General features: G+C 68.2%; 21 protein-coding genes and 1 tRNA gene. 14 read left to right on the top strand and 8 right to left on the bottom strand.

Translation table 11 applies throughout. From position 1 onward, the window contains the following. Positions 1-91: 91 nt before the first annotated feature. Positions 92-841, bottom strand: a complete 750-nt coding sequence (locus RPB_RS01670; RefSeq protein ID WP_011439231.1) for an SDR family oxidoreductase — start codon at positions 839-841, stop codon at positions 92-94. 89 nt (positions 842-930) lie between these two features. Here RPB_RS01670 and RPB_RS01665 point away from each other — a divergent pair, with 89 nt between their 5' ends. Continuing rightward, complete coding sequence (locus tag RPB_RS01665) at positions 931-2,442, top strand: malonate--CoA ligase (protein WP_041798507.1); 1,512 nt, start codon at positions 931-933, stop codon at positions 2,440-2,442. A 155-nt stretch (positions 2,443-2,597) separates the two neighbouring features. Here the strand turns inward: RPB_RS01665 and RPB_RS01660 are convergent, their stop codons facing one another. Next, the gene (locus tag RPB_RS01660) at positions 2,598-3,587 is read right to left on the bottom strand and encodes a cation diffusion facilitator family transporter (protein WP_011439229.1); all 990 of its coding nucleotides are present in this window, start codon (positions 3,585-3,587) and stop codon (positions 2,598-2,600) included. A 377-nt stretch (positions 3,588-3,964) separates the two neighbouring features. Here RPB_RS01660 and sdhC point away from each other — a divergent pair, with 377 nt between their 5' ends. The 7 genes from sdhC (at position 3,965) to RPB_RS01625 (ending at position 10,623) form a co-directional block, all read left to right on the top strand. After that, complete coding sequence (gene sdhC / locus RPB_RS01655; protein WP_011439228.1) at positions 3,965-4,363, top strand: succinate dehydrogenase, cytochrome b556 subunit; 399 nt, start codon at positions 3,965-3,967, stop codon at positions 4,361-4,363. Continuing rightward, a complete protein-coding gene (gene sdhD / locus RPB_RS01650) occupies positions 4,360-4,782 on the top strand; it encodes a succinate dehydrogenase, hydrophobic membrane anchor protein (protein WP_011439227.1) in 423 nt (140 codons plus the stop codon). Before sdhC ends, sdhD begins: the two co-directional genes overlap by 4 nt. A 3-nt stretch (positions 4,783-4,785) precedes the next feature. Beyond that, positions 4,786-6,609 carry a succinate dehydrogenase flavoprotein subunit gene (gene sdhA / locus RPB_RS01645; RefSeq protein ID WP_011439226.1) on the top strand — a complete coding sequence of 608 codons (1,824 nt, stop codon included), beginning with the start codon at positions 4,786-4,788 and terminating at the stop codon, positions 6,607-6,609. Positions 6,610-6,716: 107 nt separating this feature from the next. Beyond that, the gene (locus RPB_RS01640; RefSeq protein WP_041797866.1) at positions 6,717-7,499 is read left to right on the top strand and encodes a succinate dehydrogenase iron-sulfur subunit; all 783 of its coding nucleotides are present in this window, start codon (positions 6,717-6,719) and stop codon (positions 7,497-7,499) included. A gap of 148 nt (positions 7,500-7,647) precedes the next feature. Next, on the top strand, positions 7,648-8,136 hold the full coding sequence (locus tag RPB_RS01635) for a pyridoxamine 5'-phosphate oxidase family protein (RefSeq protein WP_011439224.1): 489 nt from the start codon (positions 7,648-7,650) through the stop codon (positions 8,134-8,136). Positions 8,137-8,138: 2 nt separating this feature from the next. Further along, a complete protein-coding gene (locus tag RPB_RS01630) occupies positions 8,139-8,393 on the top strand; it encodes a hypothetical protein (protein WP_041797865.1) in 255 nt (84 codons plus the stop codon). Between the two features lie 274 nt (positions 8,394-8,667). Continuing rightward, positions 8,668-10,623, top strand: coding sequence for an OmpA family protein (locus RPB_RS01625; protein ID WP_011439222.1), 1,956 nt, complete (start codon positions 8,668-8,670; stop codon positions 10,621-10,623). Between the two features lie 259 nt (positions 10,624-10,882). Here RPB_RS01625 and RPB_RS01620 read toward each other — a convergent pair whose 3' ends face one another. From RPB_RS01620 to tsaD, 6 genes are all read right to left on the bottom strand, one after another. Beyond that, complete coding sequence (locus RPB_RS01620; protein WP_011439221.1) at positions 10,883-11,410, bottom strand: L,D-transpeptidase; 528 nt, start codon at positions 11,408-11,410, stop codon at positions 10,883-10,885. A gap of 358 nt (positions 11,411-11,768) precedes the next feature. Continuing rightward, positions 11,769-13,727 carry an acetate--CoA ligase gene (gene acs, locus RPB_RS01615; RefSeq protein WP_011439220.1) on the bottom strand — a complete coding sequence of 653 codons (1,959 nt, stop codon included), beginning with the start codon at positions 13,725-13,727 and terminating at the stop codon, positions 11,769-11,771. A 429-nt stretch (positions 13,728-14,156) separates the two neighbouring features. Next, entirely contained in the window at positions 14,157-14,816 is a 660-nt protein-coding gene (locus RPB_RS01610; protein ID WP_041797863.1) for a class I SAM-dependent methyltransferase, read from the bottom strand. 191 nt (positions 14,817-15,007) lie between these two features. Beyond that, on the bottom strand, positions 15,008-15,421 hold the full coding sequence (locus tag RPB_RS01605; protein WP_011439218.1) for an EVE domain-containing protein: 414 nt from the start codon (positions 15,419-15,421) through the stop codon (positions 15,008-15,010). Positions 15,422-15,424: 3 nt separating this feature from the next. Further along, positions 15,425-16,414, bottom strand: a complete 990-nt coding sequence (locus tag RPB_RS01600; protein WP_011439217.1) for an NAD(P)H-dependent glycerol-3-phosphate dehydrogenase — start codon at positions 16,412-16,414, stop codon at positions 15,425-15,427. Between the two features lie 260 nt (positions 16,415-16,674). Further along, a complete protein-coding gene (gene tsaD / locus RPB_RS01595; protein WP_041797862.1) occupies positions 16,675-17,748 on the bottom strand; it encodes a tRNA (adenosine(37)-N6)-threonylcarbamoyltransferase complex transferase subunit TsaD in 1,074 nt (357 codons plus the stop codon). 194 nt (positions 17,749-17,942) lie between these two features. On the opposite strand from tsaD, the gene RPB_RS01590 reads away from it, so the two are divergent. The 6 genes from RPB_RS01590 (at position 17,943) to RPB_RS01565 (ending at position 25,010) form a co-directional block, all read left to right on the top strand. Further along, complete coding sequence (locus RPB_RS01590; RefSeq protein WP_041797860.1) at positions 17,943-18,686, top strand: uroporphyrinogen-III synthase; 744 nt, start codon at positions 17,943-17,945, stop codon at positions 18,684-18,686. A gap of 220 nt (positions 18,687-18,906) precedes the next feature. Next, positions 18,907-20,175, top strand: a complete 1,269-nt coding sequence (locus RPB_RS01585) for a COG4223 family protein (RefSeq protein WP_157038764.1) — start codon at positions 18,907-18,909, stop codon at positions 20,173-20,175. A 7-nt stretch (positions 20,176-20,182) separates the two neighbouring features. Beyond that, entirely contained in the window at positions 20,183-21,934 is a 1,752-nt protein-coding gene (locus RPB_RS01580; RefSeq protein WP_011439213.1) for a heme biosynthesis HemY N-terminal domain-containing protein, read from the top strand. A gap of 193 nt (positions 21,935-22,127) precedes the next feature. Then, positions 22,128-22,203: transfer RNA gene (locus RPB_RS01575), tRNA-Thr, on the top strand. 207 nt (positions 22,204-22,410) lie between these two features. Further along, positions 22,411-23,883: an MBOAT family O-acyltransferase gene (locus RPB_RS01570; RefSeq protein ID WP_011439212.1), complete on the top strand. Its 1,473-nt coding sequence runs from the start codon at positions 22,411-22,413 to the stop codon at positions 23,881-23,883. A 2-nt stretch (positions 23,884-23,885) separates the two neighbouring features. Continuing rightward, a complete protein-coding gene (locus RPB_RS01565) occupies positions 23,886-25,010 on the top strand; it encodes an alginate O-acetyltransferase AlgX-related protein (RefSeq protein ID WP_011439211.1) in 1,125 nt (374 codons plus the stop codon). The last annotated feature ends 184 nt before the right edge of the window (positions 25,011-25,194 follow it).

Here is a 25,194-nt window from a genome sequence, read left to right as displayed (position 1 = left end):
CATTGAGAAAGCAATTACCAAGAGTCAGCTTCCCCCACCCGGATCGCTACGCGATCCGATCTCCCCCGCAAGCGGGAGAGGTCACTCGAACTCACAACCCGCCGACGAACGACCGATTCCAGGTCGGGCTGATCAGGATCTCGTTGACGCAGACATGCGGCGGCATCGTTGCGACGAAGGCGATGGTGCGGCCGAGATCGTCGGGCTGCAGCATCCGCGCCTGATCCTCGGCGCTCGGCACCACCGGCCGCAGTTTCAGGATCGGGGTGGCGACCTCCGCCGGCATCAGGCAGCAGGCGCGCAGGCCGTTGACGCATTCGTCCATGTTGAAGGAATGCGTCAGCGCCAGCACCGCGTGCTTGGTGGCGGTATAGGCCGGCCCCGGCATCTTGGAGACGTGGCGCCCAGCCCAGGACGAGACGTTGATGATGCAGCCGTCCCGCTGCGCCCGCATCGTCGGCAGCACCGCGCGCATGCAGTACAGCACGCCGTCGAGATTGATCTCGACGAGCTTGTTCCAACCGTCGAGCTCCATGTCGGCCCAGGAGCGTTTCGGCACGTTGAGGCCGGCGGAGTTGACGAGACAGTCGATCCGGCCATGCGTGGCGACGATCCGGTCCGCCGCGGCGATCACGGCGCCGGAGTCACTGACGTCCAGCGCGATCGCTGCGGCCGTGCCGCCGCGCGCTTTGATCTTCGCCACCACCTGGTCGAGCGCCTCCGCCCGCCGTCCCGACACCACCACGGTGAAGCCATCGGCAGCGAGCGCTTCCGCGCCGGCCTCGCCGATACCGCTGCCGCCGCCGGTGACCCAGGCCACGCGGTTCCCGTTCCTGTTCATGCAAACTGTCTCCGTTGCTTTGCGATGGACGTTCTTGCTATGCAATCGCCCTTCGCGAATGTTGCATGAACGCGCACGGAAACACCAACATGAACGCCAATCTGTTTGCTCGCCTGTTCGATGCGCCCGGTGATCCTGACAAACGCGCGATCGAGACCGCCGACGGCGGCAGCATCAGCTACGGCGAACTGGTCGCGCGCGCGGGCCGCGTCGCCAATGTGCTGATCGCGCGCGGCGTCAAGATCGGCGATCGTGTTGCAGCGCAAACCGAGAAATCGGTCGAGGCGCTGGTGTTGTATCTCGCCACAGTGCGCGCCGGCGCGGTCTATCTGCCGCTCAATACCGCCTACACGTTGCACGAACTCGATTACTTCATCACCGACGCCGAGCCGTCGCTGGTGGTGTGCGATCCGGCCACGCGCGACGGGATCGCGGCGATCGCCGCCAAGGTGAATGCGGCTGTCGAAACGCTGGATGCCGGGGGGCAAGGTTCGTTGACCGATGCGGCAGCGCAGGCCTCGTCCGACTTCGCCACCGTGCCGCGCGAAGGCTCCGATCTCGCCGCGATCCTCTACACCTCGGGCACCACCGGCCGCTCCAAGGGCGCGATGCTGTCGCACGACAATCTCGCCTCGAACTCGCTGACGCTGGTCGACTATTGGCGCTTTTCGCCCGACGACGTGCTGATCCATGCGCTGCCGATCTATCACACGCATGGGCTGTTCGTGGCGAGCAACGTCACGCTGTTCGCCCGCGCGTCGATGATCTTCCTGCCGAAGCTCGATCCGGAGCGGATCATCGATCTGATGCCGCGCGCCACCGTGCTGATGGGCGTGCCGACATTCTACACGCGGCTGCTGCAGAGCCCGCGGCTGACCAAGGATGCGACCAGCCATATGCGGTTGTTCATCTCCGGCTCGGCGCCGCTGCTCGCCGAGACCCATCGCGAATGGTCGGCGCGCACCGGCCATGCCGTGCTCGAGCGCTACGGCATGACCGAGACCAACATGAACACCTCGAATCCGTATGACGGCGAGCGCGTGCCCGGCGCGGTCGGGTTTCCGCTGCCCGGCGTGTCGGTGCGCGTCACCGATCCGGACGCCGGCCGCGAATTGCCGCGCGGCGAGATCGGCATGATCGAGGTGAAGGGCCCGAACGTGTTCAAGGGCTATTGGCGGATGCCGGAGAAGACCGCGGCGGAATTCCGTCCCGACGGCTTCTTCATCACCGGCGATCTCGGCAAGATCGACGAGCGCGGCTATGTCCACATCCTCGGCCGCGGCAAGGATCTGGTGATCACCGGCGGCTTCAACGTCTATCCGAAGGAGATCGAGAGCGAGATCGACGCCATGCCGGGCGTGGTCGAATCTGCGGTGATCGGCCTGCCGCACGCCGATTTCGGCGAGGGCGTCACCGCGGTGGTGGTGCGTAGCAGCCAATCCTCGCTCGACGAGGCGGAGGTGCTGAAGAGCCTCGACGGCCAGATCGCCAAGTTCAAGATGCCCAAGAAGGTGATCATCGTCGACGAACTGCCGCGCAACACCATGGGCAAGGTGCAGAAGAACGTGCTGCGCAGCACCTACAAGGATATTTACAAGTAACAAGCGCCGGGCGCTGTGCGGGGCTCCCCTCCCCCCTGCGGGGAGGGGTCGGGGGTGGGGGTCCGCGAGCACAGCGTGCGTTGCTACCCCCACCCGACCGGCCTTACGGCCGGCCACCCTCCCCGCAAGGGGGAGGGAAACTTCGAGTGCCTCGCCTACACCACGTGATCCGGCGCCAGCGCGCAGGGCGTTTCCGGGTCGGTCTCGATCTGCACGGTGGCGTGGGCGATGCCGAAATCGTGCTGCAGCGCGTGGGCGATCTCGATCAGGAAGGCGTCGCCGGGGGAGCCCGACGGAATCACCAGATGGCAGGTCAGCGCCACCTCGGTGGTCGACATCGGCCAGATGTGCAGATCGTGCAGCTGCGTGACGCCGGGCCGGCTCGCCAGGAAGGCGCGTACCGCGGCCGGATCGATGCCGCGCGGCACCGCGCCGAGCGACATCGCGGTGGAGTCGCGCAGCAGGCCCCAGGTGCCCCAGACGATCACGCCGACCACCAGCAGGCTGACCGCCGGGTCGATCCAGGTCCAGCCGCTGAACAGGATCACGACGCCCGCGACGACGACAGCAGCCGACACCGCGGCGTCGGCGATCATGTGCAGATAGGCGCCGCGGATGTTGAGATCGTCGTGACGGCCCGAGAAGAACAGCCAGGCCGTGGCGGCGTTGATGCCGATGCCGACGCCGGCCACCACCATCATGGTGACGCCGGCGACCGGCTCGGGATTGAACAGCCGCAGCATCGCCTCCCAGCCGATCGCGCCGACCGCGAGCAGCAGGAACACCGCGTTGAACAGCGCGGCGAGGATCGACGAGCCGCGCAGCCCGTAGGTGAAACGGGCCGAGGGCGGCCGCTTCGACAGTTCCGCCGCGATCCAGGCCACGGCGAGGCCGAGCACGTCGGACAGATTGTGGCCGGCGTCGGCCAGCAGCGCCATCGAATTGCCGAGCCAGCCGAACACCGCCTCGACGATCACGAAGCCGATGTTGAGCCCGATCCCGATCGCAAAGGCGCGGCCGAAATCCTTCGGCGCATGGCTATGCGCGCCGTGCCCATGGGCATGCGCGTGGTCACGACCGGCGATCTCACCGGAATCGTCCGGGTGCGCGTGGTCGTCGTGGCAAAGGTCGTGGGCGTGGGTCATCTGGGCTTCGCGCGGGAGTGTCGGCGGGGCTTCGGCGAGCATTGCACGGGGGCGGGATGGCGGGAAGCGGCGACGCGCAAGATCGCTTAGAGCGGTTCGAAAGTGCAGCAGTTTCTTACCTTTGGCGCGCAACGGGGGTTGCGCGATCACGGGCCTAAACGTCGCCCCAGCGAGCGATGAATCAGGCTTCACTGATGCCCTCAGGGCGCTGCGACGTAACGCATCATCGCCTTGGCGCAGCGTATACTTCAAACAGTGATTTAAAATTCAATAATTGTGAATTCATCGTTGCACTCGTTGAACGTCCTTCGTAAATAAGGTCACCTTCGCGAGCCCTGACCGGGCCCTGTCCGCTTGCAGCCAACCCATAGCAGCCGATGACCGCCAGGATCGACCGACCGCTTTCGCCCCATATGCAGGCCTACCGCTGGAGCCTGACGATGGCCCTGTCCATCGTCCACCGCGCCACCGGCATTGCGCTGTATTTTGGAACCCTTCTGCTGGCCTGGTGGCTGATCGCCTGCGCGGCCGGCCCCGCCGCCTACGCCAACGTCCAGGCCTTCACCGGCAGCTGGATCGGCCGGCTGATCCTGTTCGGCTACACCTGGGCGCTGATGCACCATCTGCTCAGCGGCGTCCGGCATTTCGTCTGGGATCTCGGCTATGGCTTCAAGACCGCCGACCGGGAATGGCTCACCTGGGCCGCGCTGATCGGCGGCATCGTGCTGACCGTGCTGCTCTGGGTGGTCGCCTTCACGATGGGGGTCGCCCGATGAGCGTCGAGGAATCCCACGGCACCGCACGGCGGCGCGAGCGCACGATGCGCACGCCGATGGGCAAGGTGCGCAAGCTCGGCCCGGCCGGCTCCGGCACCTCGGACTTCTGGCAGCAGCGCATCACCGGCGTGGCGATGACGCTGCTGATCCTGCCGGTGATCGTCGTGATCATGATGCTGCTCGGCCGCAATCAGGCCGGCGCGGCGCAGATCCTCGGTTCGCCGCTGATCTCGCTGACCATGATCCTGTTCATCATCGCCAGCGCGATCCACATGAAGATCGGCATGCAGGTGGTGATCGAGGACTACATCCAGAACGAGAAGCTCAAGCTCGTCACGGTGATGGCCAACAATTTCTTTTCGATCGCCGTGGCGCTCGCCGCGATCTTCGCGATCTTCAAACTCGCATCCGGAGTGTAACGCATGGCGGCGAACGGCAACGGCGCAGCGGCCGCGGGCGGCCACGCCTATCCGATCGAAGATCACGTCTATGATGTCGTCGTGGTCGGCGCCGGCGGCGCCGGCCTGCGCGCGGTGGTGGGCTGCAGCGAAGCGGGGCTGCGCACCGCCTGCATCACCAAGGTGTTTCCGACCCGCTCCCACACCGTGGCGGCGCAGGGCGGCATCTCGGCCTCGCTCGGCAACATGCACAAGGACGACTGGCGCTGGCACATGTACGACACCGTCAAGGGGTCGGACTGGCTCGGCGATCAGGATTCGATCGAGTACATGGTGCGCAACGCGCCCGAGGCGGTCTACGAGCTCGAACATTGGGGCGTGCCGTTCTCGCGCACCGAGGACGGCAAGATCTATCAGCGGCCGTTCGGTGGCATGACGCTGGACTTCGGCAAGGGCCAGGCACAGCGCACCTGCGCGGCCGCCGACCGCACCGGCCACGCCATGCTGCACACGATGTACGGCCAGGCGCTGCGTCATTCGGCCGAGTTCTACATCGAGTTCTTCGCCATCGACCTGATCATGGACGACCAGGGCGTCTGCCGCGGCGTCATTGCGCTCAAGCTCGACGACGGCACCATCCACCGCTTCAAGGCGCAGACCACGATCCTGGCCACCGGCGGCTACGGCCGCGCCTACGCCTCCTGCACCTCGGCGCACACCTGCACCGGCGACGGCGGCGCGATGGCGCTGCGCGCCGGTCTGCCGCTGCAGGACATGGAGTTCGTGCAGTTTCACCCGACCGGCATCTACGGCTCGGGCTGCCTCGTCACCGAAGGCGCCCGCGGCGAGGGCGGCTATCTGGTGAATTCCGAAGGCGAGCGCTTCATGGAGCGCTACGCGCCCTCCGCCAAGGATCTCGCCTCGCGCGACGTCGTCTCGCGCGCGATGACGATCGAAATGCGCGAAGGCCGCGGCGTCGGCAAGAAGAAGGACCACATCTTCCTGCACCTCGACCATCTGGCGCCGGAAGTGCTGCACGAGCGGCTGCCGGGCATCTCCGAATCGGCGCGGATCTTCGCCGGCGTCGACGTCACCCGCGAGCCGATCCCGATCCTGCCGACCGTGCACTACAACATGGGCGGCATCCCGACCAACTTCCACGGCGAAGTCGTCACCAAGAAGGACGGCGACGACAACGCGGTGGTGCCGGGCCTGATGGCGATCGGCGAGGCCGCCTGCGTGTCGGTGCACGGCGCCAACCGCCTCGGCTCGAATTCGCTGATCGACCTCGTGGTGTTCGGCCGCGCCGCCGCCTTGCGCTGCGCCGAGAAGCTGACCCCCAACGGCAAGCAGCCGGAGCTGCCGGCGGATTCCGCCGACCTGTCGCTCGGCCGGCTCGACAAATATCGCTACGCCAAGGGCGGTACCCCGACCGCCAAGCTGCGCGAAAGCATGCAATCGGTGATGCAGAACAATTGCGCGGTGTTCCGCACCGGCGAGGTTCTGTCCGAGGGCAAGGATCTGATCCGCAAGGTGTATGGCGGCGTCGGCGACGTCGGCGTGTCGGACCGTTCGCTGGTGTGGAATTCCGATCTGGTCGAGACGCTGGAGTTCGACAATCTGATCATCCAGGCGGTGGTGACGATGAATTCCGCCGCCAACCGCACCGAAAGCCGCGGCGCCCATGCGCGCGAGGATTTTCCGGATCGCGACGACACCCAGTGGATGAAGCACACGCTGGCGTGGATCGGCGACGACGGCGGCACCACGATCGATTACCGCCCGGTGCACGACTACACGATGACCAACGACGTCCAGTACATCCCGCCGAAGCCGCGGGTGTATTGATCCAAGATCGTCATGCCCGGGCTTGACCCGGGCATCCATCGCTCTTCGCAAGAAGATGGATTGCCGGGTCAAGCCCGGCAATGACGAACAGAGCCAGAGGCAACGAGATGGTTGAATTCGCACTTCCGAAGAATTCGAAGATTGTCGGCGGCAAGGCCTGGCCGAAGCCGGAAGGCGCGACGGAAGTTCGCGAATTCCGCGTCTATCGCTGGAATCCCGACGACGGCAAGAACCCGAGCGTCGACACCTACTACGTCGACAAGCACGATTGCGGCCCGATGGTGCTCGACGGCCTGATCTGGATCAAGAACAACATCGATCCGACGCTGACCTTCCGCCGCTCCTGCCGCGAAGGCGTGTGCGGCTCCTGCGCGATGAACATCGACGGCGAGAACACGCTGGCCTGCACCAAGGCGATGGACGACGTCCGCGGCGAGGCGGTGAAGGTCAACCCGCTGCCGCACCAGCCGGTGGTCAAGGACCTGGTCCCCGACCTCACCAATTTCTACGCGCAATACGCCTCGATCGAACCGTGGCTGCAAACGGTGACGCCGACGCCGCAGAAGGAATGGCGGCAGAGCCACGCCGATCGCGAGAAGCTCGACGGCCTGTACGAGTGCATCCTGTGCGCCTGCTGCTCGACCTCGTGCCCGAGCTATTGGTGGAATTCCGACCGCTTCCTCGGACCGGCCGCGCTGCTGCAGGCGACCCGCTGGGTCGAGGATTCGCGCGACGAAGCCACCGGCGAGCGGCTCGACAATCTCGAGGATCCGTTCCGGATCTATCGCTGCCACACCATCATGAACTGCGCCAAGGCGTGCCCGAAGGGCCTCAACCCGTCGGAAGCGATCGCCAGCCTCAAGCTCAAGCTGGTCGAACGCCAGATCTGAGGGCGCCGATCGTTTGCTGCGTTGCAATGGCCGGGCCTCGTCCCGGCCATTTGCTTGTCTGCGCCCGCCCGACACCATCGCCATCGCCATTGCGGAACATCGCCGCGAGCGAATCGTTATGCCGCCGAACAGGCATGGAGATGGACGGATGGCGGTGAACACCAATCAGGGCGACGCGCAGCACGCCTGGGATCTGATGAAGACAATCACCTTCGCGATGCTGGCGACGCGCGACGGCGAGAAGATTCGCTCGCGGCCGATGGCGGCCTATATCCGTCCCGACGAAGGCCTGATCTATTTTCTCACCGACGTGCGCCGCCACAAGGACGACGAGATCGCGCAGGATCACCACGTCAATCTCGGTTTCGCCGACGCAAGCGCGCAGAAATACGTCTCGGTGTCCGGCTATGCGGCGATCTCGAATGATCGCGGCAAGATCAAGGAGCTGTTCGGCACCGCTGCGAAAGCGTGGTGGGACAGTCCCGACGATCCGAACATCCGCATCCTCAAGGTCACGCCGGAGGAAGCCGAGTACTGGGACTCGCCCGGTACCCTCGTCAGCTACGTCAAGATGGCGGTGGCGGCTGCGACCGGCACACGCCCCGACCTCGGTGACAATCGCAAGGTGGCGATTTGACGATGCCAGAGCCCCAGGAAGTCCCTGATACGCCGGGCCCAACCGAGCCCCCGCCGGAGGTGCCGCCGAGCACCCCCGGCACGCCGACCGAACCGCCGCCGGAATCGCCGCCGGGCAATCCCAATCCGGATATTCCGCCGCCGATCGACGAACCCGGCGCGCCGCCGGTGCCGGAAGAACTGCCGGGACAGACGCCGGACGAAGTACCGATGCCACCTTCACCCGGGCCGGGCGCGCCGAACCCGGCCATCATGTGACCGCCGCGTCGTCGCACGACGACGAGCGGCGTGTTGCGATGCCGTCGCGATCGCGCGGCGTGATCACCGACCGCGGCGGCCGCCGCGGTATCCGGCGTCTGAATGCGCGATGAATAGCGGCTCGTTCGCCGACGACACATCTCGAAATAATTAGTTGCGCCGCCGGGCGGAAGGCCACAATCCGGCCCCACGGGTCATCGTTGATCGAATCGACGGGCCGGCTTCGTCCGATGGATAGTTCGGCTCGCGGCATTTTGATACGCGGGGAATACCAATGAAGAGAATTCAGCTCGCCTTACTCGCCTCGACAGCGATCGTCGTGTGGCAGTCCACCACGCTCCCGGCGCATGCCGATGCGACGTCGGTGATCGCGACGCCGATGCTGATGGCGCAAGCCGCACCAACCGACAAGGGCGACGAGAAGAAGGGCCCGCCCGCGGGCGAGCGCAAGGGTCCGCCGCCGGGCGCAGCGCCCGGTGCCGCTCCGCCGCCGCGTCCTGCTGCTCCGCCGGCCCCTCCCGCCGGCCGCATCGGCGAACCGCCGGCCGCGCCGCGCGCCGAACCGCCGCCGCGTCCCGCTGCTCCGCCGCCTCCGCCGCCGCCGCGGGCTGAACCGCCGGCTGCACCGCGCGCAGCGCCGCCGCCCCCTCCGCCTGCTGCCGCGACACCACCGCGTCCGCCATCGCCGCCGGCCGAGAAGAGCGCGCCGCGGGCCGAGCCGCCGGCCGCTCCGCGTGTTGCGCCGCCGCCCCCGCCGCCTCCGGCTGCTGCTCCGCAGCGACAATCCGCGCCGCCGCCTGCCGAGAAAGCTGCTCCGCCCCCGCCCCGTCCGGCGCCGCCGGCTGCGGGTCAGATCGGCGCGCCGCCGGCGGGCCAGACCCCGCCTGCCGCAGTGCAGAAGGGCGCCCCGCCGCCTCCCGCACAGCCGTCCGCCGCCCCGCCGCCGGCCGTGCAGAGAGAGCGAGCAGCTCCGCCGCCCGCTGCGGCGCCTGACGCCGGCCGGATCGGCGCGCCGCCTGCGGTGACGCAGACGCCGCCTCCGCCGCCGACCACGCAACAGCGCGACGCCCCGCCGCCCGCCACGGCTCCGGCCGAACGGGGCACCGTGGCACCTCCGCCTCCGCCGCCTGCTGCAGGAACGATGGGTCCGCAGGGCGCCCAGCCCGCTGCGCCGGGCTCCCTGCCGGCTGGTGCGCCGGTCGCCCGCACGCCGCCACCGACGGTGACAACGCCGATCCCGGCTGCCCCGCCGCCGCCGCAGGCGCTCGCGCCGATCGCCCCGGGCGCCGTCGCGCCGGGTCCCCGCAACATGAGTGACTTCCGCGGCGAACGCCGCGAGGTCCGTGAGGGTGGCCGCATCGTGATCACCGAGCCGGGCCGGATCATCGTGCGCGATCCGGGCGGCCGGGAATTCATCCGCCACAACGAGATGGATCGCTTCCGCTACGGCGCCCGCGACATTCGCACCGAGGACGTCCGCGGCGGCGGCACCCGGACCGTCGTGGTGCGGCCCGACGGCACCGAGATCATCAACGTCATCGGCGGCGACGGTCAGTTGCTGCGGCGGATCCGCCGCGACCGCGACGGCCGCGAGATCGTCATCATCGACAACTCGTTCGGTCCGCGCGACCGGGCGAGCTTCTATGTCGACCTGCCGCCGCCGGTGCTGCGGATTCCGCGCGACCGCTACATCGTCGACTACGAGGACGCCTCGCCGGAGCTGATCTACGACACGCTCGAAGCGCCGCCGGTGGAGCGGATCGAACGCCGCTACTCGATGGACGAGATCCGCTACAGCCCGTCGGTGCGGCAGCGGATGCCCTCGATCGATCTCAACACCATCACCTTCGAGACCGGATCCTGGGATATTCCGCCGGATCAGGCCGCCAAGCTGCAGGTGATCGCCGATGGCCTCAACCGGGCGATCCAGCGCAATCCGCGCGAGGTGTTCCTGATCGAGGGCCACACCGACGCGGTCGGCAACGACACCGACAATCTGTCGCTGTCCGATCGCCGCGCCGAGTCGGCCGCCACGCTGCTCACCCAGCAGTTCGGGGTGCCGGCGGAGAACCTGACCTCGCAGGGCTATGGTGAGCAGTACCTGAAAGTGCCGACCGATGGACCGGAGCGGCAGAACCGCCGCGTCACCGTCCGGCGCATCACGCCGCTGCTGAACGGCGGCCAGGCCGCGCTGCCGCCGCCCCCGCCCGGCACCGCGCCGCCGCGCTGAGCGGCGCGCTCACACGGACTGAAAAGCCGCGCCTCATCCGGGCGCGGCTTTTTATGGGCTGGTATCAAGTCGACCAACCAGCACCGCCGTCATCCTGAGGTGCGAGCGCAGCGAGCCTCGAAGGATGCTGTCGGGTACCTGCGGCCCATCCTTCGAGGCACGCCCGCCGCGCAAAAGCGCGCCGGGCGTGCGCCTCAGGATGACGCAGAGAGAGTGGGGCGCTTAGCGAAACAGCCGGCTCGCGAGCGCGAGCCCGCGCTCAACGCGTCACGACCACCTGGGTGCCGACCGGGACGCGCTGATACAAATCGGTGATGTCGTCGTTGAGCATCCGGATGCAGCCATAGGAGACGAAGCCGCCGATCGAGTTCGGCCGGTTGGTGCCGTGGATGGCGTATTCGCCGCCGGCCAATGTCATCGCCGCGACGCCCATCGGATTCTCCGGCGTGCCGCCGGCGATCACATCCGGGATGGCCGGATTGTCGCGCTTGACGTCCGCGGGCGGCGCCCAGGCCGGGTTGCGATACTTGCCGTCGATCTTGGTGACGCCTTGCCAGCTCTTGCCGGGCTTGCCGACGCCGACCGGATAGCGCACCGCCTGGCCCGGCTCGACCACCAGATACAATTTGCGCTCGTGCGTTTTGACCACGATGGTCCCGGGCGAGTAGTCGCCGCGGAAGGCGACCAGGCTCGGCCCTGCCTCGGCGCCGGGCGCCGCCAGCATCGACGTCGCGGCCAGCACCGCGCCTGCAACCGCCATCTTCGCCGACCGAAATCCAACAGACATCCGTCTCTCCAGTGTCCCGTGCAGGTCTCGTCGTCCGTCCCGCCGCCGCTACGCGATGCCATTGTAACGACGCGCGTTAACCGACCGGTACCGTGCGGTGGCGGACGGGGAGCCGCGTGCGGCATTGAAAGAAAATCCGCCGATCAAAGTAAATGACCTGGAAACAACACTCGTCTGCAAAGTTGCGGGTGTGCTCAGCATCACACACAGTGTCGAAGCGGAGCGAGCGGGCGCCGTTGTGGTTGGCGCTTGGCCGAGGGATGACGGGCGTCAGATCATCCGGCCACGGCACGAAAAAGCCCCGCCCCTCGCGCGAGGGACGGGGCCGATCGTGACGCCCTGCGAGCCGGCTTGCGGCTCAGCCGACCTTGTCCTTGTGGTGCTTGTTCTGGCGATGCTCGACGAGATCGTCGACCACCGCGGGATCGGCCAGCGTCGAGGTATCGCCGAGCGTCGAGGGCTCGTCCTCGGCGATCTTGCGCAGGATGCGGCGCATGATCTTGCCGGAGCGGGTCTTCGGCAGGCCGGGCGCGAACTGGATCAGGTCCGGCGAGGCGATCGGGCCGATGTCCTTGCGGACCCAGGCCACCAGCTCCTTGCGCAGCTCCTCCGACGGCTCGATCCCGGCCATCAGGGTCACATAGGCGTAGATGCCCTGACCCTTGATGTCGTGCGGATAGCCGACCACGGCGGCCTCCGACACCTTGGGATGCGCCACCAGCGAGGACTCGACCTCGGCGGTGCCCATGCGGTGGCCGGAGACGTTGATGACGTCGTCGACCCGGCCGGTGATCCAGTAATAGCCGTCGGCGTCGCGGCGGCAGCCGTCGCCGGTGAAGTATTTGCCCTTATAGGCCGAGAAATAGGTCTGCTCGAACCGTTCGTGGTCGCCATAGACGGTGCGCATCTGCCCCGGCCAGGACCGCGCCAGGCACAGATTGCCGGTGCATTCGCCTTCCAGCACCACGCCTTCCGGATCGAGGATCTCCGGCACCACGCCGAAGAACGGCCGCGTCGCCGAGCCGGGCTTCAGCTTGGTCGCGCCGGGCAGCGGCGTGATCAGGATGCCGCCGGTTTCGGTCTGCCACCAGGTATCGACGATCGGGCAGCGGTCGTCGCCGACGACGCGGTGATACCACTCCCAGGCTTCCGGGTTGATCGGCTCGCCGACCGAGCCGAGCAGCCGCAGCGATTTGCGCGAGGTCTTTTTCACCGGCTCGTCGCCGGCCTGCATCAGCGCCCGGATCGCGGTCGGCGCGGTGTAGAAGATGTTGACCTTGTGCTTGTCGATGACGTCCCAGAACCGCGAATTGGTCGGGTAGTTCGGCACGCCTTCGAACATCAGCGTGGTGGCGCCATTGGCGAGCGGCCCATAGAGGATGTAGCTGTGGCCGGTGACCCAGCCGACGTCGGCGGTGCACCAGTAGATGTCGCCGTCGTGATAATCGAACACGTATTGGTGCGTCATCGAGGCGAACACCAGATAGCCGCCCGAGGTGTGCAGCACGCCCTTGGGCTGGCCGGTCGATCCCGACGTGTACAGGATGAACAGCGGATCTTCCGCGTGCATGTGCTCGATCGGGCACTCGGTGGTCACCATCTCGGCGGCCTCGTGGTACCAGAAGTCGCGAACGTCATCCATCTCGATGGCGGCGCTGGTGCGCTTCACCACCATCACCCAGTCGACGCCGTCGCACTTCTTCAGCGCGGCGTCGACATTGGCCTTCAGCGGCACCTTCTTGCCGCCGCGCAGGCCTTCGTCGGCGGTGATCACGATCTTGGACTGGCAGTCGTTGATGCGGCCGGCCAGCGAGTCCGGCGAGAAGCCGGCGAACACCACCGAATGGATCGCGCCGATCCGCGCGCAGGCCAGCATCGCGAAGGCCGCTTCGGGGATCATCGGCAGATAGATGGTGACGCGGTCGCCCTTCTCGACATTGCGGCTGCGCAGGATGTTGGCGAATTTGCAGACCTCGTCGTGCAGCTCGCGATAGGTGATGTGGCGCGACTGCGACGGGTCGTCGCCCTCCCAGATGATCGCGACCTGGTCGCCGCGGGTGGCGAGATGGCGGTCGATGCAGTTGTGCGCGACGTTGAGGACGCCGTCCTCGAACCATTTGATCGAGACGTTGCCGGGCGCGAACGAGCAGTTCTCGATCTTGTGCGGCGGCTTGATCCAGTCGATGCGTTTGGCTTGGTCGGCCCAGAAGCCGTTCGGGTCATTGACCGAGCGGGCGTACATCTCGCGGTACTTCGCGTCGTCGACGAAGGCGCGGCTCGCCCATTCCGAGGGCACGTCGTAGATCTTCTCGGACATTCTTTCCTCCACCCGAATACGCGGCCTTGCCGCACCCGCCGTCGGTGCACGGACCGCAAATCGCTTCAAACCCGGCGGGCTCATCCGTCAGCACCTTCCGCTCGCCGGACCCTAGAACCCGGATCGGGCGAAATCGCGAAGATTGCTGATGGATGAGGTTCGCCGGCGAAAAGACGTGCGATCGTCTGACCATCCGGCCGTTGTTATTGGTGTGATTATGCGTTGCCGCCCCCCGCGCCGACAAGCGGGGCGTTCATCCGACTTTTGGCGCTGATGGCGGCCGGCCGAATGCGCCGGGCCGCAGGACCAAGCGGCGACGGAGCCGGGGCGATCCGCCGCGTCGAACGTTCGGCAAATCGCCCGATGCCTCGCAAGGCCATGATCGATCGACAGAATCTCAAACTGTCCGCGGAACGGCCGTCCGCCCGATCATGTCAGCGTCCACACGCCGGTCGCCTTGATCTCGGCGTCCTCGAGTTCGCGCGTCACCGGGACGCCGTAGCTGGCGAGCTGGCTGAGCCTGTCCTTCGGCAAATAAGTGCGCCCAGGATCGCCGATCAGCACCTGCGCGCCGCCGGCCGAGCGGCGCTGCAGCATGGCGAAGGCCAGTTCGGCGATGTCCTGCTGATAGAAGATGTCGCCGGCGAGCACGGTCTGCGCCGGCGCGGCGTGCTCGGCGGCGAGCAGATCGTCGCCGCAGATGGCGAGCGCGACGCCGTTCGCCGCCGCGTTGACGGCGATCGCCTCGCGGGCGAAGCCGTCGATGTCGAAGGCGGTGACGCGGCGCGCCCCGGCCTTCATCGCCGCGATCGCCACCAGCCCCGAGCCGGAGGCGAAATCGATCACGTCGCGGCCGGCGACGCAGTCCGGATGATCGAGCACATAGCGCGCCAGCGCCTGCCCGCCGGCCCAGGCGAACGCCCAGAACGGCGGCGGCAGCCCGGCCTCGCCGAGTTCCTCCTCGGTCTTGCTCCACAGCGGCAGCGCCTCGTCGGCGACGTGCAGCGAGATTTCCGGCACCAGCGGCACGGGCCGCAGCCTCGTGTTGTCGCGAATGAAGGCGAGAGGGTCGGCGATAGCGGTGCTCATCGACGGGTGATGGAGCGGCGCTGAGGAGATGTCCATGGGGTTGCGGCTGCGCCGCTCGTCCAGGGCAGGGGGTCACAACAAAGCGACCAGTCATGCGCGGGCTTGACCCGCGCATCCATCATCCGCGAAGCGGACCGAAAACTCGCGAAGAGGATGGATTGCCGGGTCAAGCCCGGCAATGACGAGTTGGATTACAACCCGCCCATCTTGCAGACCAGTTTCCATTCGTCGGCGGTGACCGGCTGCACCGACAGGCGCGAGTATTTCAGCAGCGCCATTTCGGACAGCTTCTTTTCTTCCTTCACGGCCGCCAGCGTCACCGGGGTCTTCAGCTTCTTGTCGGCCTTGAGATCGACGCAGACGAATTTGCCGCTTTCGTCGGTCGGGTCCGGATAGGCCTCGCGGATGATCTCGGCGATGCCGACGATCTCCTTGCCCTCGTTGGAGTGATAGAAGAAGGCGCGGTCGCCTTTCTTCATCGCCATCATGTGCAGCTTGGCGGAGTGATTGCGCACGCCGGTCCAGGCTTCGCCCTTGGCGCCCTTGGCGACCTGCTGGTCCCACGACCACACCGAGGGCTCCGATTTCACCAGCCAGTAAGCCAAATCCTATTCCTCCGCCTTCAATGGCCGCGTCAGCAGGCCCTCGATCGCCGCATCGACGCCGAGCCGGCCGTCGAGGATCGCCGCGACCGCGGTCGAGATCGGCATCTCGACGCCTTTCGCCTGCGCCATCTCCAGCAGCACCGGCGCGGTGTAGTAGCCTTCCGCGAGCTTGCCGTGCGCGGCGGTGTCGATGCTCTCGCCGCGGCCGAGCGCCATGCCGAACGAAAAATTGCGCGATTGCGGCGTCGAGCAGCACATCGTCAGATCGCCCAATCCGGACAGACCGTGCATGGTCTCGATCCGGGCGCCGTAGGCTTTGCCGAACCGGACCAGTTCGACGAAGCCGCGCGTCGTCATCGCCGCCAGCGCCGAGGCGCCGAGCTGGCGGCCGGCGACGATGCCGGCCGCGATCGCCATCACGTTCTTGGTGGCGCCGCCGAGTTCGACACCGCGCACGTCGGTGGAGTGATAGGGGCGGAACGAGCCGGAATTCATCGCCTGCGCCAGCGCCTGCGCGACATCGGCGTCGGTGGCGGCGATCGTCACCGCGGTCGGCAGCCCGCGGGCGACGTCGGCGGCGAAGCTCGGGCCGGACAGGATCGCCGGCACCGCATTCGGCGCGCATTCGGCGATGATCTCGGTCATGAAGCGGTGGGTGCCGTGCTCGATGCCCTTGGCGCAGGCGATCAGCGGCGTGCGCGCCGCGATCAGCGGCTGCAGTGAGGTCGCCACCGACCGCAACACCTGCGCCGGCACCACCAGCAGCAGCGCCTGCGCGCGTGCGGCTTCGGCGAGATCCTGCGTCACCTTGATCGAATCGTCGAGCCGCACGCCCGGCAGAAACCGGCTTTCGCGCGCCTCGATCAGATGCTGCGCATTGCCGGCATCGTGCTCCCACAGCGTCACGCTGCGCCCGGCGCGTGCCGCCGTCAGCGCCAGCGCCGTCCCCCAGGCGCCGCCGCCGAGCACCGCGATCGTGTCGAATGAACTCATCGGATGGCCTCGTTGAAGCGATGGCAATCAGCAACAGCCGAAGTGAGTGAACGCAGAGCCGCCGCGTATGCGGCCTGCTCCCTCGCCCCGCTCTTGCGGGGAGAGGGGTGGGGTGAGGGGTGCGGCGGGCACGGCCTCTCGGCTGCGGCGAGACGCCCCCTCACCCGCCGCGCATCTGGCGATGCGCGTCGACCTCTCCCCGCGCGCGGGGAGAGGAGAGGAGGCGCTGCGGCGCGTGGAAGGACCACTTGGTGACTCCGTTAAAATCCCGCGCGGGTATTGGCGAATTTGCCCGGCGCCGTCGCGTTGGCGTCGAGCAGCCAGCGGGCGCGGGGGGCGGCGTCCATGCTGTCGGTGAGGCCGAGCGCCAGGCGCTCGGCGCCGGCCCAGGCGATCATCGCGCCGTTGTCGGTGCACAGCGCCGGCGGCGGCACGATCAGCGTGGTCTGGGCCTTGGCGGCGACCTCGCGCAAGGCGCGGCGGATCGCCTGATTGGCGGCGACGCCGCCGGCCGCGACCAGCGCCTTCGGTGCGCCGAAGCGCTCGCGGAACAGCCGCAGTCCGGAGGTCAGCCGGTCGGCCATCGAGTCCAGCACCGCGGCCTGGAAGCCGGCGCACAGATCATTGATGTCCTGTGGCTCCAGCGGCGTCAGCCGGCTGGCCTCGTTGCGCACCGCTGTCTTGAGACCGGACAATGAGAAATTGGCGTCGGGCCGCCCCAGCATCGGCCGCGGAAACGCGAACCGCACCGCATCGCCGGAGGCTGCGGCGCGCTCGACCTGCGGCCCGCCCGGATAGGGCAGGCCGAGCATCTTGGCGATCTTGTCGAACGCCTCGCCGATCGCGTCGTCGACCGTGGTGCCGAGCCGGACATAGTCGCCGACGCCGCGCACCGCGACGATCTGGGTGTGGCCGCCGGAGGCGAGAAACAGGCAATAGGGAAACTCGGTCGCATCCGTCAGCCGCGGCGTCAGCGCGTGCGCTTCCAGATGATTGACCGCGATCAGCGGCGTGTTGTGCACCAGCGCGATCGCCTTGGCGGTGGTCAGCCCGACGATGACGCCGCCGATCAGCCCCGGCCCTGCCGCCGCCGCGACGCCCGACAATTCCGGGAAGCCGGTTCCCGCCTCCCGCATCGCCCGCGCGACGATGCCGTCGAGCAGATCGACATGGGCGCGCGCGGCGATTTCCGGGACCACGCCGCCGAACGGCGCGTGTTCGTCGGTCTGCGAGCGTACGATATTGGAGAGAATCCGGCCGCTGCCATCGGCGCGGCGCTCGACCACCGCGGCTGCGGTTTCATCGCAGGTGGTCTCGATTCCAAGCACCAGCAAGGTCTGTTCACTAGTCAAATTGAGCCCTTGCGTTTGCCGCCGAACCGGCGTTCTCCTTGCCTCGCGTAGCATTGCGGGGTCTCGGAATGCAATCATCCGGTCGGCTCCCCGCGGCTCCGGCAAGGTCCGACGGCCCGCTGGTGCCGGCGGCCGCAACGGCTCCTGTTTCCCTCTCACAGGCGAGGACGTCAGGCGTGGCACTGCTTGTCACCCGCCCGCAACCCGACAACGACGCCACCGCCGCCGCGCTGCGCGCGAAGGGCTACGACGTGCTGCTGGCGCCGATGCTGCGGTTCGAGCCGGCGCCGTTTCCGGACGATCAGGACACCGACTATACGGGCGTGATCGTCACCAGCGCCAATGCGCTGCGGGCGATCGCCGATCAGCCCGGTTTCGCGCGGCTGCTGAAGCTGCCGCTGTTCGCGGTCGGCAAGCACACCGCGCGCGCGGCCCGCGACGCCGGCTTCAAGGACGTCATCGTCGCCGAGGGCGACGCCGCCAGACTGCGGCTGAAGGTCGCCGATAGCGTCAAAGGGAAAAAGAAGGCGGCCGGCGCGTTGCTGTATCTGGCCGGCGCCGATCTGTCGCGCGACCTCGCCGGCGAATTGCGCGAGGACGGCTTCCACGTGGTGATGCAGACGACCTACAGGATGCTGCCGGTGCAGACGCTGCCGGCGACCATCTGCGACGAATTTGCGGCCAATCGGATCGAGGCGGTGCTGCATTACTCGCGGCGCAGCGCGCGCGCCTTCATCGACGCGACGCGGGCGTCCGGGATCGAGATCTCGGCGCTGGCGATTCCGCAATGCTGCCTGTCGGACTCGGTGTCCGACGTGGTGCGCGAGGCCGGCGCGACGCAGGTGATGGTGGCGCGCACGCCCGACGAGAAGGCGCTGTTCGAGGCGCTGGACCGTGCGGTCGGTGCGCCCGCGCGCTGAACGAACAACGCGCCGGGCCGGCAACGGATTCGGCAGGAGTGACGAGGAACGATTGCGGATGGTCGAGAACAGGCCCGGACACGAGGATACGCAGCACGGAGAGGACCGGCGGCTCCCGCCGGCGCCCGATGGCGCGCCCGATGCGCATGCCGAACCCATCACCGAGGTGGATGTCGATGCGCCGATCGAGGCGCCATCGCATCCCGCCCCAGATTTGACCATGGAGCAGCTTCCCGCCAGCGCGGCGGAGGAGCAGGAAGACGAGCGCCGGCTGCAGGCCGCGATCGACGCCGCGCCGCTGCCGGAGCCCGCGGCGGACCAGCCCGAGACTCGGTTTGCCGCCGCATCGCCCGAGGCAGCGGAGGAGCCCGCCGCGCGGCCGTCGGCGGCCGAACCGCGCCGGCCCGGCATCGCCGCGGCGATGCTGCCGCCGGTGCTCGCGGTCGCGATCGCCGCCGCGGTGGTGGTCGGCGCTGCGAAGACCGGCTTGCTGCCGGACTATTTCATGACCGGCGCCAGCGCGCCGCAAGGCGATGCCGCCGCGCTCGACGCACTGAAGGCAAGGCTCGCCAGCCTCGAGGCCCGGCCGGTCGCCGGTCCTGATTCCGCGGCGACGCCTGCCGCTGCAGCCGATCCGGCGCTGGCCGGCAGGGTCGAGGCGCTGGAGAAGACCGTGGCTTCGCTGAGTGGCGAGTTGGCCGCGCTGCGAACCCGCGCCGAGTCCGCGCCGGCCGCCGCTGCCGCCGCCGCGGCGTCGACCGATGGGACCGCGACCGATAGGCCGGCGGCCGACAAGCCTGCCGGGGATTCGTCCTCGGTCGATGCGGCGGCCGCGCTGGCGGCGATCAATACCCGGCTGACCGAACTCGAACAGGCCGCCAAGGCCGCGCCCGAAGCAAAGGCCGCGCCCGAAGCCAAGCCCGCGCCCGAAGCCGCCCCCCAGGCCGCGCCGCCGCCCGCCACGGCCGATGATGTGCCGCTGCGCCGGCTCGTCACCGCCACCATGCTCGATCTGACCGTCACGCAAGGCGCGCCCTATGCGGCGATCCTGAAAGCGGCGCAGCCGCTCGCCGCCGATCCGGCCGCGCTGCGGCCGCTCGCGCCGTTCGCCGAAACCGGCGTGCCCGGCGCTGCCGCGCTCGGCCGCGAGCTGCTCGCGCTGCTGCCGAAACTGCTGCCCGGCGGCGACCCGGCCAACACCACCAGCTTCATCGACCGGTTCCAGGCCAATGCCGAGCGGCTGGTGCGGATCCAGCGTTCCGACGTCGCCGCCGGGGTCGATCGGATTGCGGTGGTCGGCCGCCTCACCGCCGCCGCACAGCGCGGCGACCTTGCCGAAGCGCGGCGCGAGCTGAAAGCGCTTGCGCCGGCCGACCGCGCTCCTGTTCAATCCTGGATCGACCGATCCGAGGCGCGCGATCAGGCTGTCGCCGCTTCGCAGTCTTTCGCCACCGCGGCGCTGGCCGCGCTGTCAAAACCGTCGCCATAGGATCCCCATGCTGCGCATCATCCTGTTTCTCGTGATCATCGCGCTCGCGGCCGCGGGCGCAGCCTGGGTGGCCGAACAGCCCGGCGATGTCGTGCTGTCGTGGAACGCCTGGCGCGCCGAGATGCGGCTGCCGGTGTTCATCCTCGGCCTCGGCGGCGCGATCGTGGCGATTGGGCTGGTCTGGGCGATCATCGCCGCGCTGTGGCGGGCGCCCAAGCGGATGAAGCATGGCCGCGCGGCGCGGCGCAGCGGCAAGGCCAACCGCGCCATCACCCAGGGCCTGCTCGCGGTCGGCCATGGCGATGCGGCCGCCGCCCGCAGCCACGCCACCGCGGCGCGCCGGCATGCGCCGCACGATCCGCTGGCGCTGCTGCTGCAGGCGCAAGCGGCGCAGCTCGAAGGCGACCGCGACGGCGCGCGCCGCGCCTTCCTGGCGATGGCCGGGCGCGACGACACCAAATCGCTCGGCATGCGCGGGCTGTATATCGAGGCGCAGCGCGCCAACGATCCGCAGGCGGCACTGGCGATCGCCGAAGAGGCGCTGCGGCTGCAGCCGAATGCGGCCTGGGCGTCGCAGGCGGTGCTCGGCTTCCGCTGCGCCCGCGCCGACTGGACCGGGGCGCTCGAGATTCTGGAAACCAATCTGTCGTCCGGCCTGGTCGACAAGAAGGCGTTCCGCCGCCAGCGCGCGGTGCTGCTGACGGCGCGGGCGCTCGACGTCGAGGACAGCGACCAGAGCCTGTCGCGCGACAGCGCGCTGGAGGCCAACAAGCTGGCGCCGACGCTGGTCCCGGCCGCGGTGCTGGCCGCGAAGTGCCTCGCCGAGACCCATCAGGTGCGCCGCGCGATGAAAGTGCTGGAGACGGCTTGGCAGGCCGAGCCGCATCCCGATCTCGCCGAGGCCTATGCGCATATCAAGCCGGGCGATCCGCCGGCCACCCGGCTGGCGCGGATCGAGAATCTGATCGGCAAGAAGGCCACGGATTTCGAAAGCGCGCTGGCGCTGGCCCGCGCGGCGATCGACGCCGGCGAATTTTCGAAGGCGCGCCTGGCGCTGCAGCCGTATCTCGACAATCCGACCCAGCGCGTCGCGATGCTGATGGCCGAGATCGAGCACGGCGAGCGCGGCGATACCGCCAAGGCCCGGGCCTGGACGTTGCGCGCGGTGCGCGCGCTGCCGGATCCGGTGTGGACCGCCGACGGCTACATCTCCGACCATTGGCGCCCGGTGTCGCCGGTCAGCGGCCGGCTCGACGCGTTCCAGTGGCAGGTGCCGCTCGCCGCGTTGCCGGCGAAGAAGACGGTGGTGATCGAGGACAACCCTTTCCACGACGCGCTGATCGCCTCCTCGGCGCCCGAGGCGCTGCCGCCGGCCAAGGCCGACGCCGCCGTCATGGTCACGGTCGAGCCGGTCGCCGACGATGCGATCGTGACGCCGAAACAGCCGGAGGCGACCGTGATCGCGGTCGAGCCGGAGCCCGCCGCCGACAAACCGAAGGAGGCGAAGGAGCAACGCAAGGATTCCGCCAAAGAGCCGGCCAAGGCCGCCGCGCAGGCCGGGCCCGACACCGTGATCCCGATGCCGTCGCCGCCGCTGTTCCATCGCCGCCCCGCCGCGCAGGCGACCTCCCCGGTGATCCCGATCGTCCGTGCGCCGGACGATCCGGGCGTCGACGAGGAGCCGGCGCCGGAGGAATTCGACGAACGCTCGACGGCGCCTGCGGCGCCGGCGGGCAGCTGGCGCGGCTATCGGCCGTAACGGGCGCCGGTGGACGCGCAACAGCGTCGCAAGGCCGGGACTGCGCCGCGCATCGCCTGACCGGCCGTTTCCGGACAATCCCGCGGCCGGTGGTTCTTGCCAATCCGCCCGCCGGCCGATATCAGAAGGCCGGTGTTTCCGGGGCCGAGTTTCGGCCCCCCGTTTTCGGGCGGCGCATCACCCGCCCGAGGTCGCCGCAATAGCTCAGCTGGTAGAGCACGTCATTCGTAATGACGGGGTCGGGGGTTCGAATCCCTCTTGCGGCACCACCCCCTTCTCCGCCCGGCCTCGCGATATCGGTGGCGGATCATTCCCGAGACATGCGTGACAAGCCGTCGGTGACAATGCCGGACCGCAAGGTTTGCGACGTGTGCACCGTGTCTGCCCCCGATCCTCGCCCGGCCGGTCGCGAGCCGAACCTCGCGTCGCCCCCGGCCGTGTTGACGCGGACCGCGAAGGCGTTTGAATGACGCCCGATGCTGTTCAGTTCGCCCGTCTTTCTGTTCCTGTTCATGCCGCTGCTGCTGCTCTGCTATTGGAGCGTGCCGCGGTCGCTGCGCAATGCCATCCTGCTGGTCGCCAGCATCGTCTTCTACGTCTGGGGCGAGCGCTTCTTCTTTGTGGTGATGCTGGCCTCGATCGCCGCCAACTGGCTGCTCGGGCTGGCGCTCGACGCGCTGGACGCGCCGCGGCAACGCAAGGCGGTGGTGGCCGGCGCGGTGGTGCTGAACATCGGGCTGCTGGCGTTCTTCAAATATTCCGAGTTCCTGATCGCCAATCTGAACGACCTGCTCGCGGCGATCGGCGTGGCGCCGGTCACCGTCGTCTCACCGCATCTGCCGCTCGGGATCTCGTTCTTCACCTTCCACGCGCTGTCCTATGTGATCGACGTCTACCGCGGCGTCGCGACCGCGCAGCGGCGGCCGGTCGATTTCGCGCTGTACATCGCGTTCTTCCCGCAGCTGATCGCCGGCCCGATCATCCGCTATCACGACATCTATCGGCAGCTCACCCGGCGCACCGTGATGCTGGAATTATGCGCATCGGGCATCGAGCGGTTCCTGGCCGGGTTCGGCAAGAAGATGCTGCTGGCGAATCCGCTCGGCGAGGTCGCGGACAAGATCTTCGCGCTACCGGTCGCCGAGCTCAGCCCGGGCGCCGCCTGGCTCGGCGTGCTCTGCTACACGCTGCAGATCTATCTGGATTTCTCCGCCTATTCGGACATGGCGATCGGGCTGGCGCGGATCTTCGGTTTCCATTTTCTGGAGAACTTCAACTACCCGTATCTGTCGCGGTCGATCCAGGAATTCTGGCGGCGCTGGCACATTTCCCTCTCCAATTGGCTACGCGACTATCTCTACATCCCGCTCGGCGGCAGCCGCGTCGCCAACTGGCGGATCTACTTCAATCTGCTCGTGGTGTTCTTCATCTGCGGGCTGTGGCACGGCGCCAACTGGACGTTCGTGGTCTGGGGCATGATCCATGGATGCTTCCTGATCCTCGAACGGATCGGCCTGGCGCGGCTGCTGGCCCGGCTGCCGCGGCCGTTGGGCCACCTCTATACGCTCGCCGTGGTGTCGCTGGCCTGGGTGTTCTTCCGCTCCGCCGACGTGCACCAGGCGATGCTATACCTTCAGACGATGTTCGGCGGCGGTGGCGGCGCGCCGTCGCTGGACGCGCTGCGCTATGTCGATCCGCTGGTGATCGGCAGCCTGATCGTCGGCAGCCTCGCCAGCGCCGGAATGTTCAGCCGGCTGACCTCCGACTGGCGCTGCCGCGCCGGCCAGCGCGAGGGTGTGCTGCATCCACCGCTGGGCGAGGTCCGCCTCGATGCGGACGGCGGCCGGGTGCTCGGCCTGAGATTGGTCGTGTTGCTGACGGTCGGGCTGCTGGCTTGCAGCCAGGTCGCGGCCGGCACCTATAATCCCTTCATCTATTTCAGGTTCTAGCGATGCGCCGCGCCTCTTTGACGACCCGGATCTATGCCGGCGCCATGATCGGCCTGGTGGTGCTGTTCTCCGCCGTCGGCCTGGCCGCGTCGGCGTTCCGCCAGGCCGCGGTCGGCGGCGAAAACCGGATGTTCGCGCAACTGCCGGGCTGGCCGCGTTCGCTGGCGGAGTGGGAGAGCTTTCCGCAACGCTTCGACGATTACTTCAACGACCATTTCGGGCTGCGCAAGCTGCTGCTGCGGCTCAACACCAACATCAACGCGCTGATGCTCGGGCGGCTGCCGTCCGACCGGGTCATCCTCGGCCGGGACGATTGGCTGTTCTATGCGGGCGAGGAGTCGCTCGAACTGTATGCCAACAAGCGCCCGCTCAGCGGCGCGCAGCTCGACGACGCGCGCGATTCGCTGACGCGCCGCGTCGGCCGGGCGAAACAGCTCGGCGCCGCCTATGTGCTGATCATCGCGCCCGACAAGCACAGCATCTATCCCGAACACATGCCGCGGTTTCCGACGCGGCGCGGCGGACCTTCGCAGCTCGATCAGCTGCTCGCCGTCGCCCGGCCCGCCGGCCTGCCGGTGGTCGATCCGCGCCCCGCGCTGTTGCAGGGCAAGGCCGACGGGCTGGTCTACTACAAGGACGACACCCACTGGACCGATTGGGGCGCCTATCTCGGCTACCGCGCGCTGATGGCGGCGCTGCCGCTGCCCGAGGTGCCGATCGTCCAGCTCGATCGCCGCCAGTTTTCGGTGCCGGGCGAGATGAAGGGCGGGCTCGCCGACATGGCCAATCTCCCCTGGGTCGAGCAAACCCGGAAGGTCGACCCGGCGGCCAGCCGCTGCGACGTCACCAGAACCCCGTTCGAGCGGCTGTCACCGAATCTGTCGATCGCCCGAACGCACTGCGCCGGCGCCAAGTACAAGGTGATCTATATCGGCGACTCGTTCTCCGACTGGATCATGCCCTATCTGTCGCAGAGCTTCGGAGAAATCGTCCATATCGCCCGCTCCGGCTTCACGCCGTGGCGCGATCTGCAGCCGACCATCGATCGCGAAGCGCCCGACCTGATCATCGAGGAACTGGTCGAGCGCCACGTCTCGTCGATCGCCGACGCGCGAGAGAGCGAGTAGCTGAGCCGGTGCTTTTAAGATCAGCGCTTTTGGGCGGAGCATCATCCCTCTCGTGGTCGCCGAAATAATGCACCTGCTAGAGCACGTCATTCGTACTGACTGGGGGTGGGGGTTCGAATCCCTCTTGCGGCACCTTTTTTGGCGATTTTCAGCGGTCGTCGCTTCGACCCCCCACGCCAATTCT

The sequence above is a fragment of the Rhodopseudomonas palustris HaA2 genome (assembly GCF_000013365.1).
Classification (GTDB): domain Bacteria; phylum Pseudomonadota; class Alphaproteobacteria; order Rhizobiales; family Xanthobacteraceae; genus Rhodopseudomonas; species Rhodopseudomonas palustris_J.
Note: the sequence above shows the minus strand (reverse complement) of the source record. Positions and strands in the feature narration are given on the sequence as shown.

What these genes read in the sequence shown, in the direction of transcription:
- RPB_RS01670 (WP_011439231.1), bottom strand. Translation starts at nt 841, where the DNA reads ATGAACAGGAACGGGAACCGCGTGGCCTGGGTCACCGGCGGCGGCAGC.
- RPB_RS01665 (WP_041798507.1), top strand. Translation starts at nt 931, where the DNA reads ATGAACGCCAATCTGTTTGCTCGCCTGTTCGATGCGCCCGGTGATCCT.
- RPB_RS01660 (WP_011439229.1), bottom strand. Translation starts at nt 3,587, where the DNA reads ATGACCCACGCCCACGACCTTTGCCACGACGACCACGCGCACCCGGAC.
- sdhC (WP_011439228.1), top strand. Translation starts at nt 3,965, where the DNA reads ATGACCGCCAGGATCGACCGACCGCTTTCGCCCCATATGCAGGCCTAC.
- sdhD (WP_011439227.1), top strand. Translation starts at nt 4,360, where the DNA reads ATGAGCGTCGAGGAATCCCACGGCACCGCACGGCGGCGCGAGCGCACG.
- sdhA (WP_011439226.1), top strand. Translation starts at nt 4,786, where the DNA reads ATGGCGGCGAACGGCAACGGCGCAGCGGCCGCGGGCGGCCACGCCTAT.
- RPB_RS01640 (WP_041797866.1), top strand. Translation starts at nt 6,717, where the DNA reads ATGGTTGAATTCGCACTTCCGAAGAATTCGAAGATTGTCGGCGGCAAG.
- RPB_RS01635 (WP_011439224.1), top strand. Translation starts at nt 7,648, where the DNA reads ATGGCGGTGAACACCAATCAGGGCGACGCGCAGCACGCCTGGGATCTG.
- RPB_RS01630 (WP_041797865.1), top strand. Translation starts at nt 8,139, where the DNA reads ATGCCAGAGCCCCAGGAAGTCCCTGATACGCCGGGCCCAACCGAGCCC.
- RPB_RS01625 (WP_011439222.1), top strand. Translation starts at nt 8,668, where the DNA reads ATGAAGAGAATTCAGCTCGCCTTACTCGCCTCGACAGCGATCGTCGTG.
- RPB_RS01620 (WP_011439221.1), bottom strand. Translation starts at nt 11,410, where the DNA reads ATGTCTGTTGGATTTCGGTCGGCGAAGATGGCGGTTGCAGGCGCGGTG.
- acs (WP_011439220.1), bottom strand. Translation starts at nt 13,727, where the DNA reads ATGTCCGAGAAGATCTACGACGTGCCCTCGGAATGGGCGAGCCGCGCC.
- RPB_RS01610 (WP_041797863.1), bottom strand. Translation starts at nt 14,816, where the DNA reads ATGAGCACCGCTATCGCCGACCCTCTCGCCTTCATTCGCGACAACACG.
- RPB_RS01600 (WP_011439217.1), bottom strand. Translation starts at nt 16,414, where the DNA reads ATGAGTTCATTCGACACGATCGCGGTGCTCGGCGGCGGCGCCTGGGGG.
- RPB_RS01585 (WP_157038764.1), top strand. Translation starts at nt 18,907, where the DNA reads ATGGAGCAGCTTCCCGCCAGCGCGGCGGAGGAGCAGGAAGACGAGCGC.
- RPB_RS01580 (WP_011439213.1), top strand. Translation starts at nt 20,183, where the DNA reads ATGCTGCGCATCATCCTGTTTCTCGTGATCATCGCGCTCGCGGCCGCG.
- RPB_RS01570 (WP_011439212.1), top strand. Translation starts at nt 22,411, where the DNA reads ATGCTGTTCAGTTCGCCCGTCTTTCTGTTCCTGTTCATGCCGCTGCTG.
- RPB_RS01565 (WP_011439211.1), top strand. Translation starts at nt 23,886, where the DNA reads ATGCGCCGCGCCTCTTTGACGACCCGGATCTATGCCGGCGCCATGATC.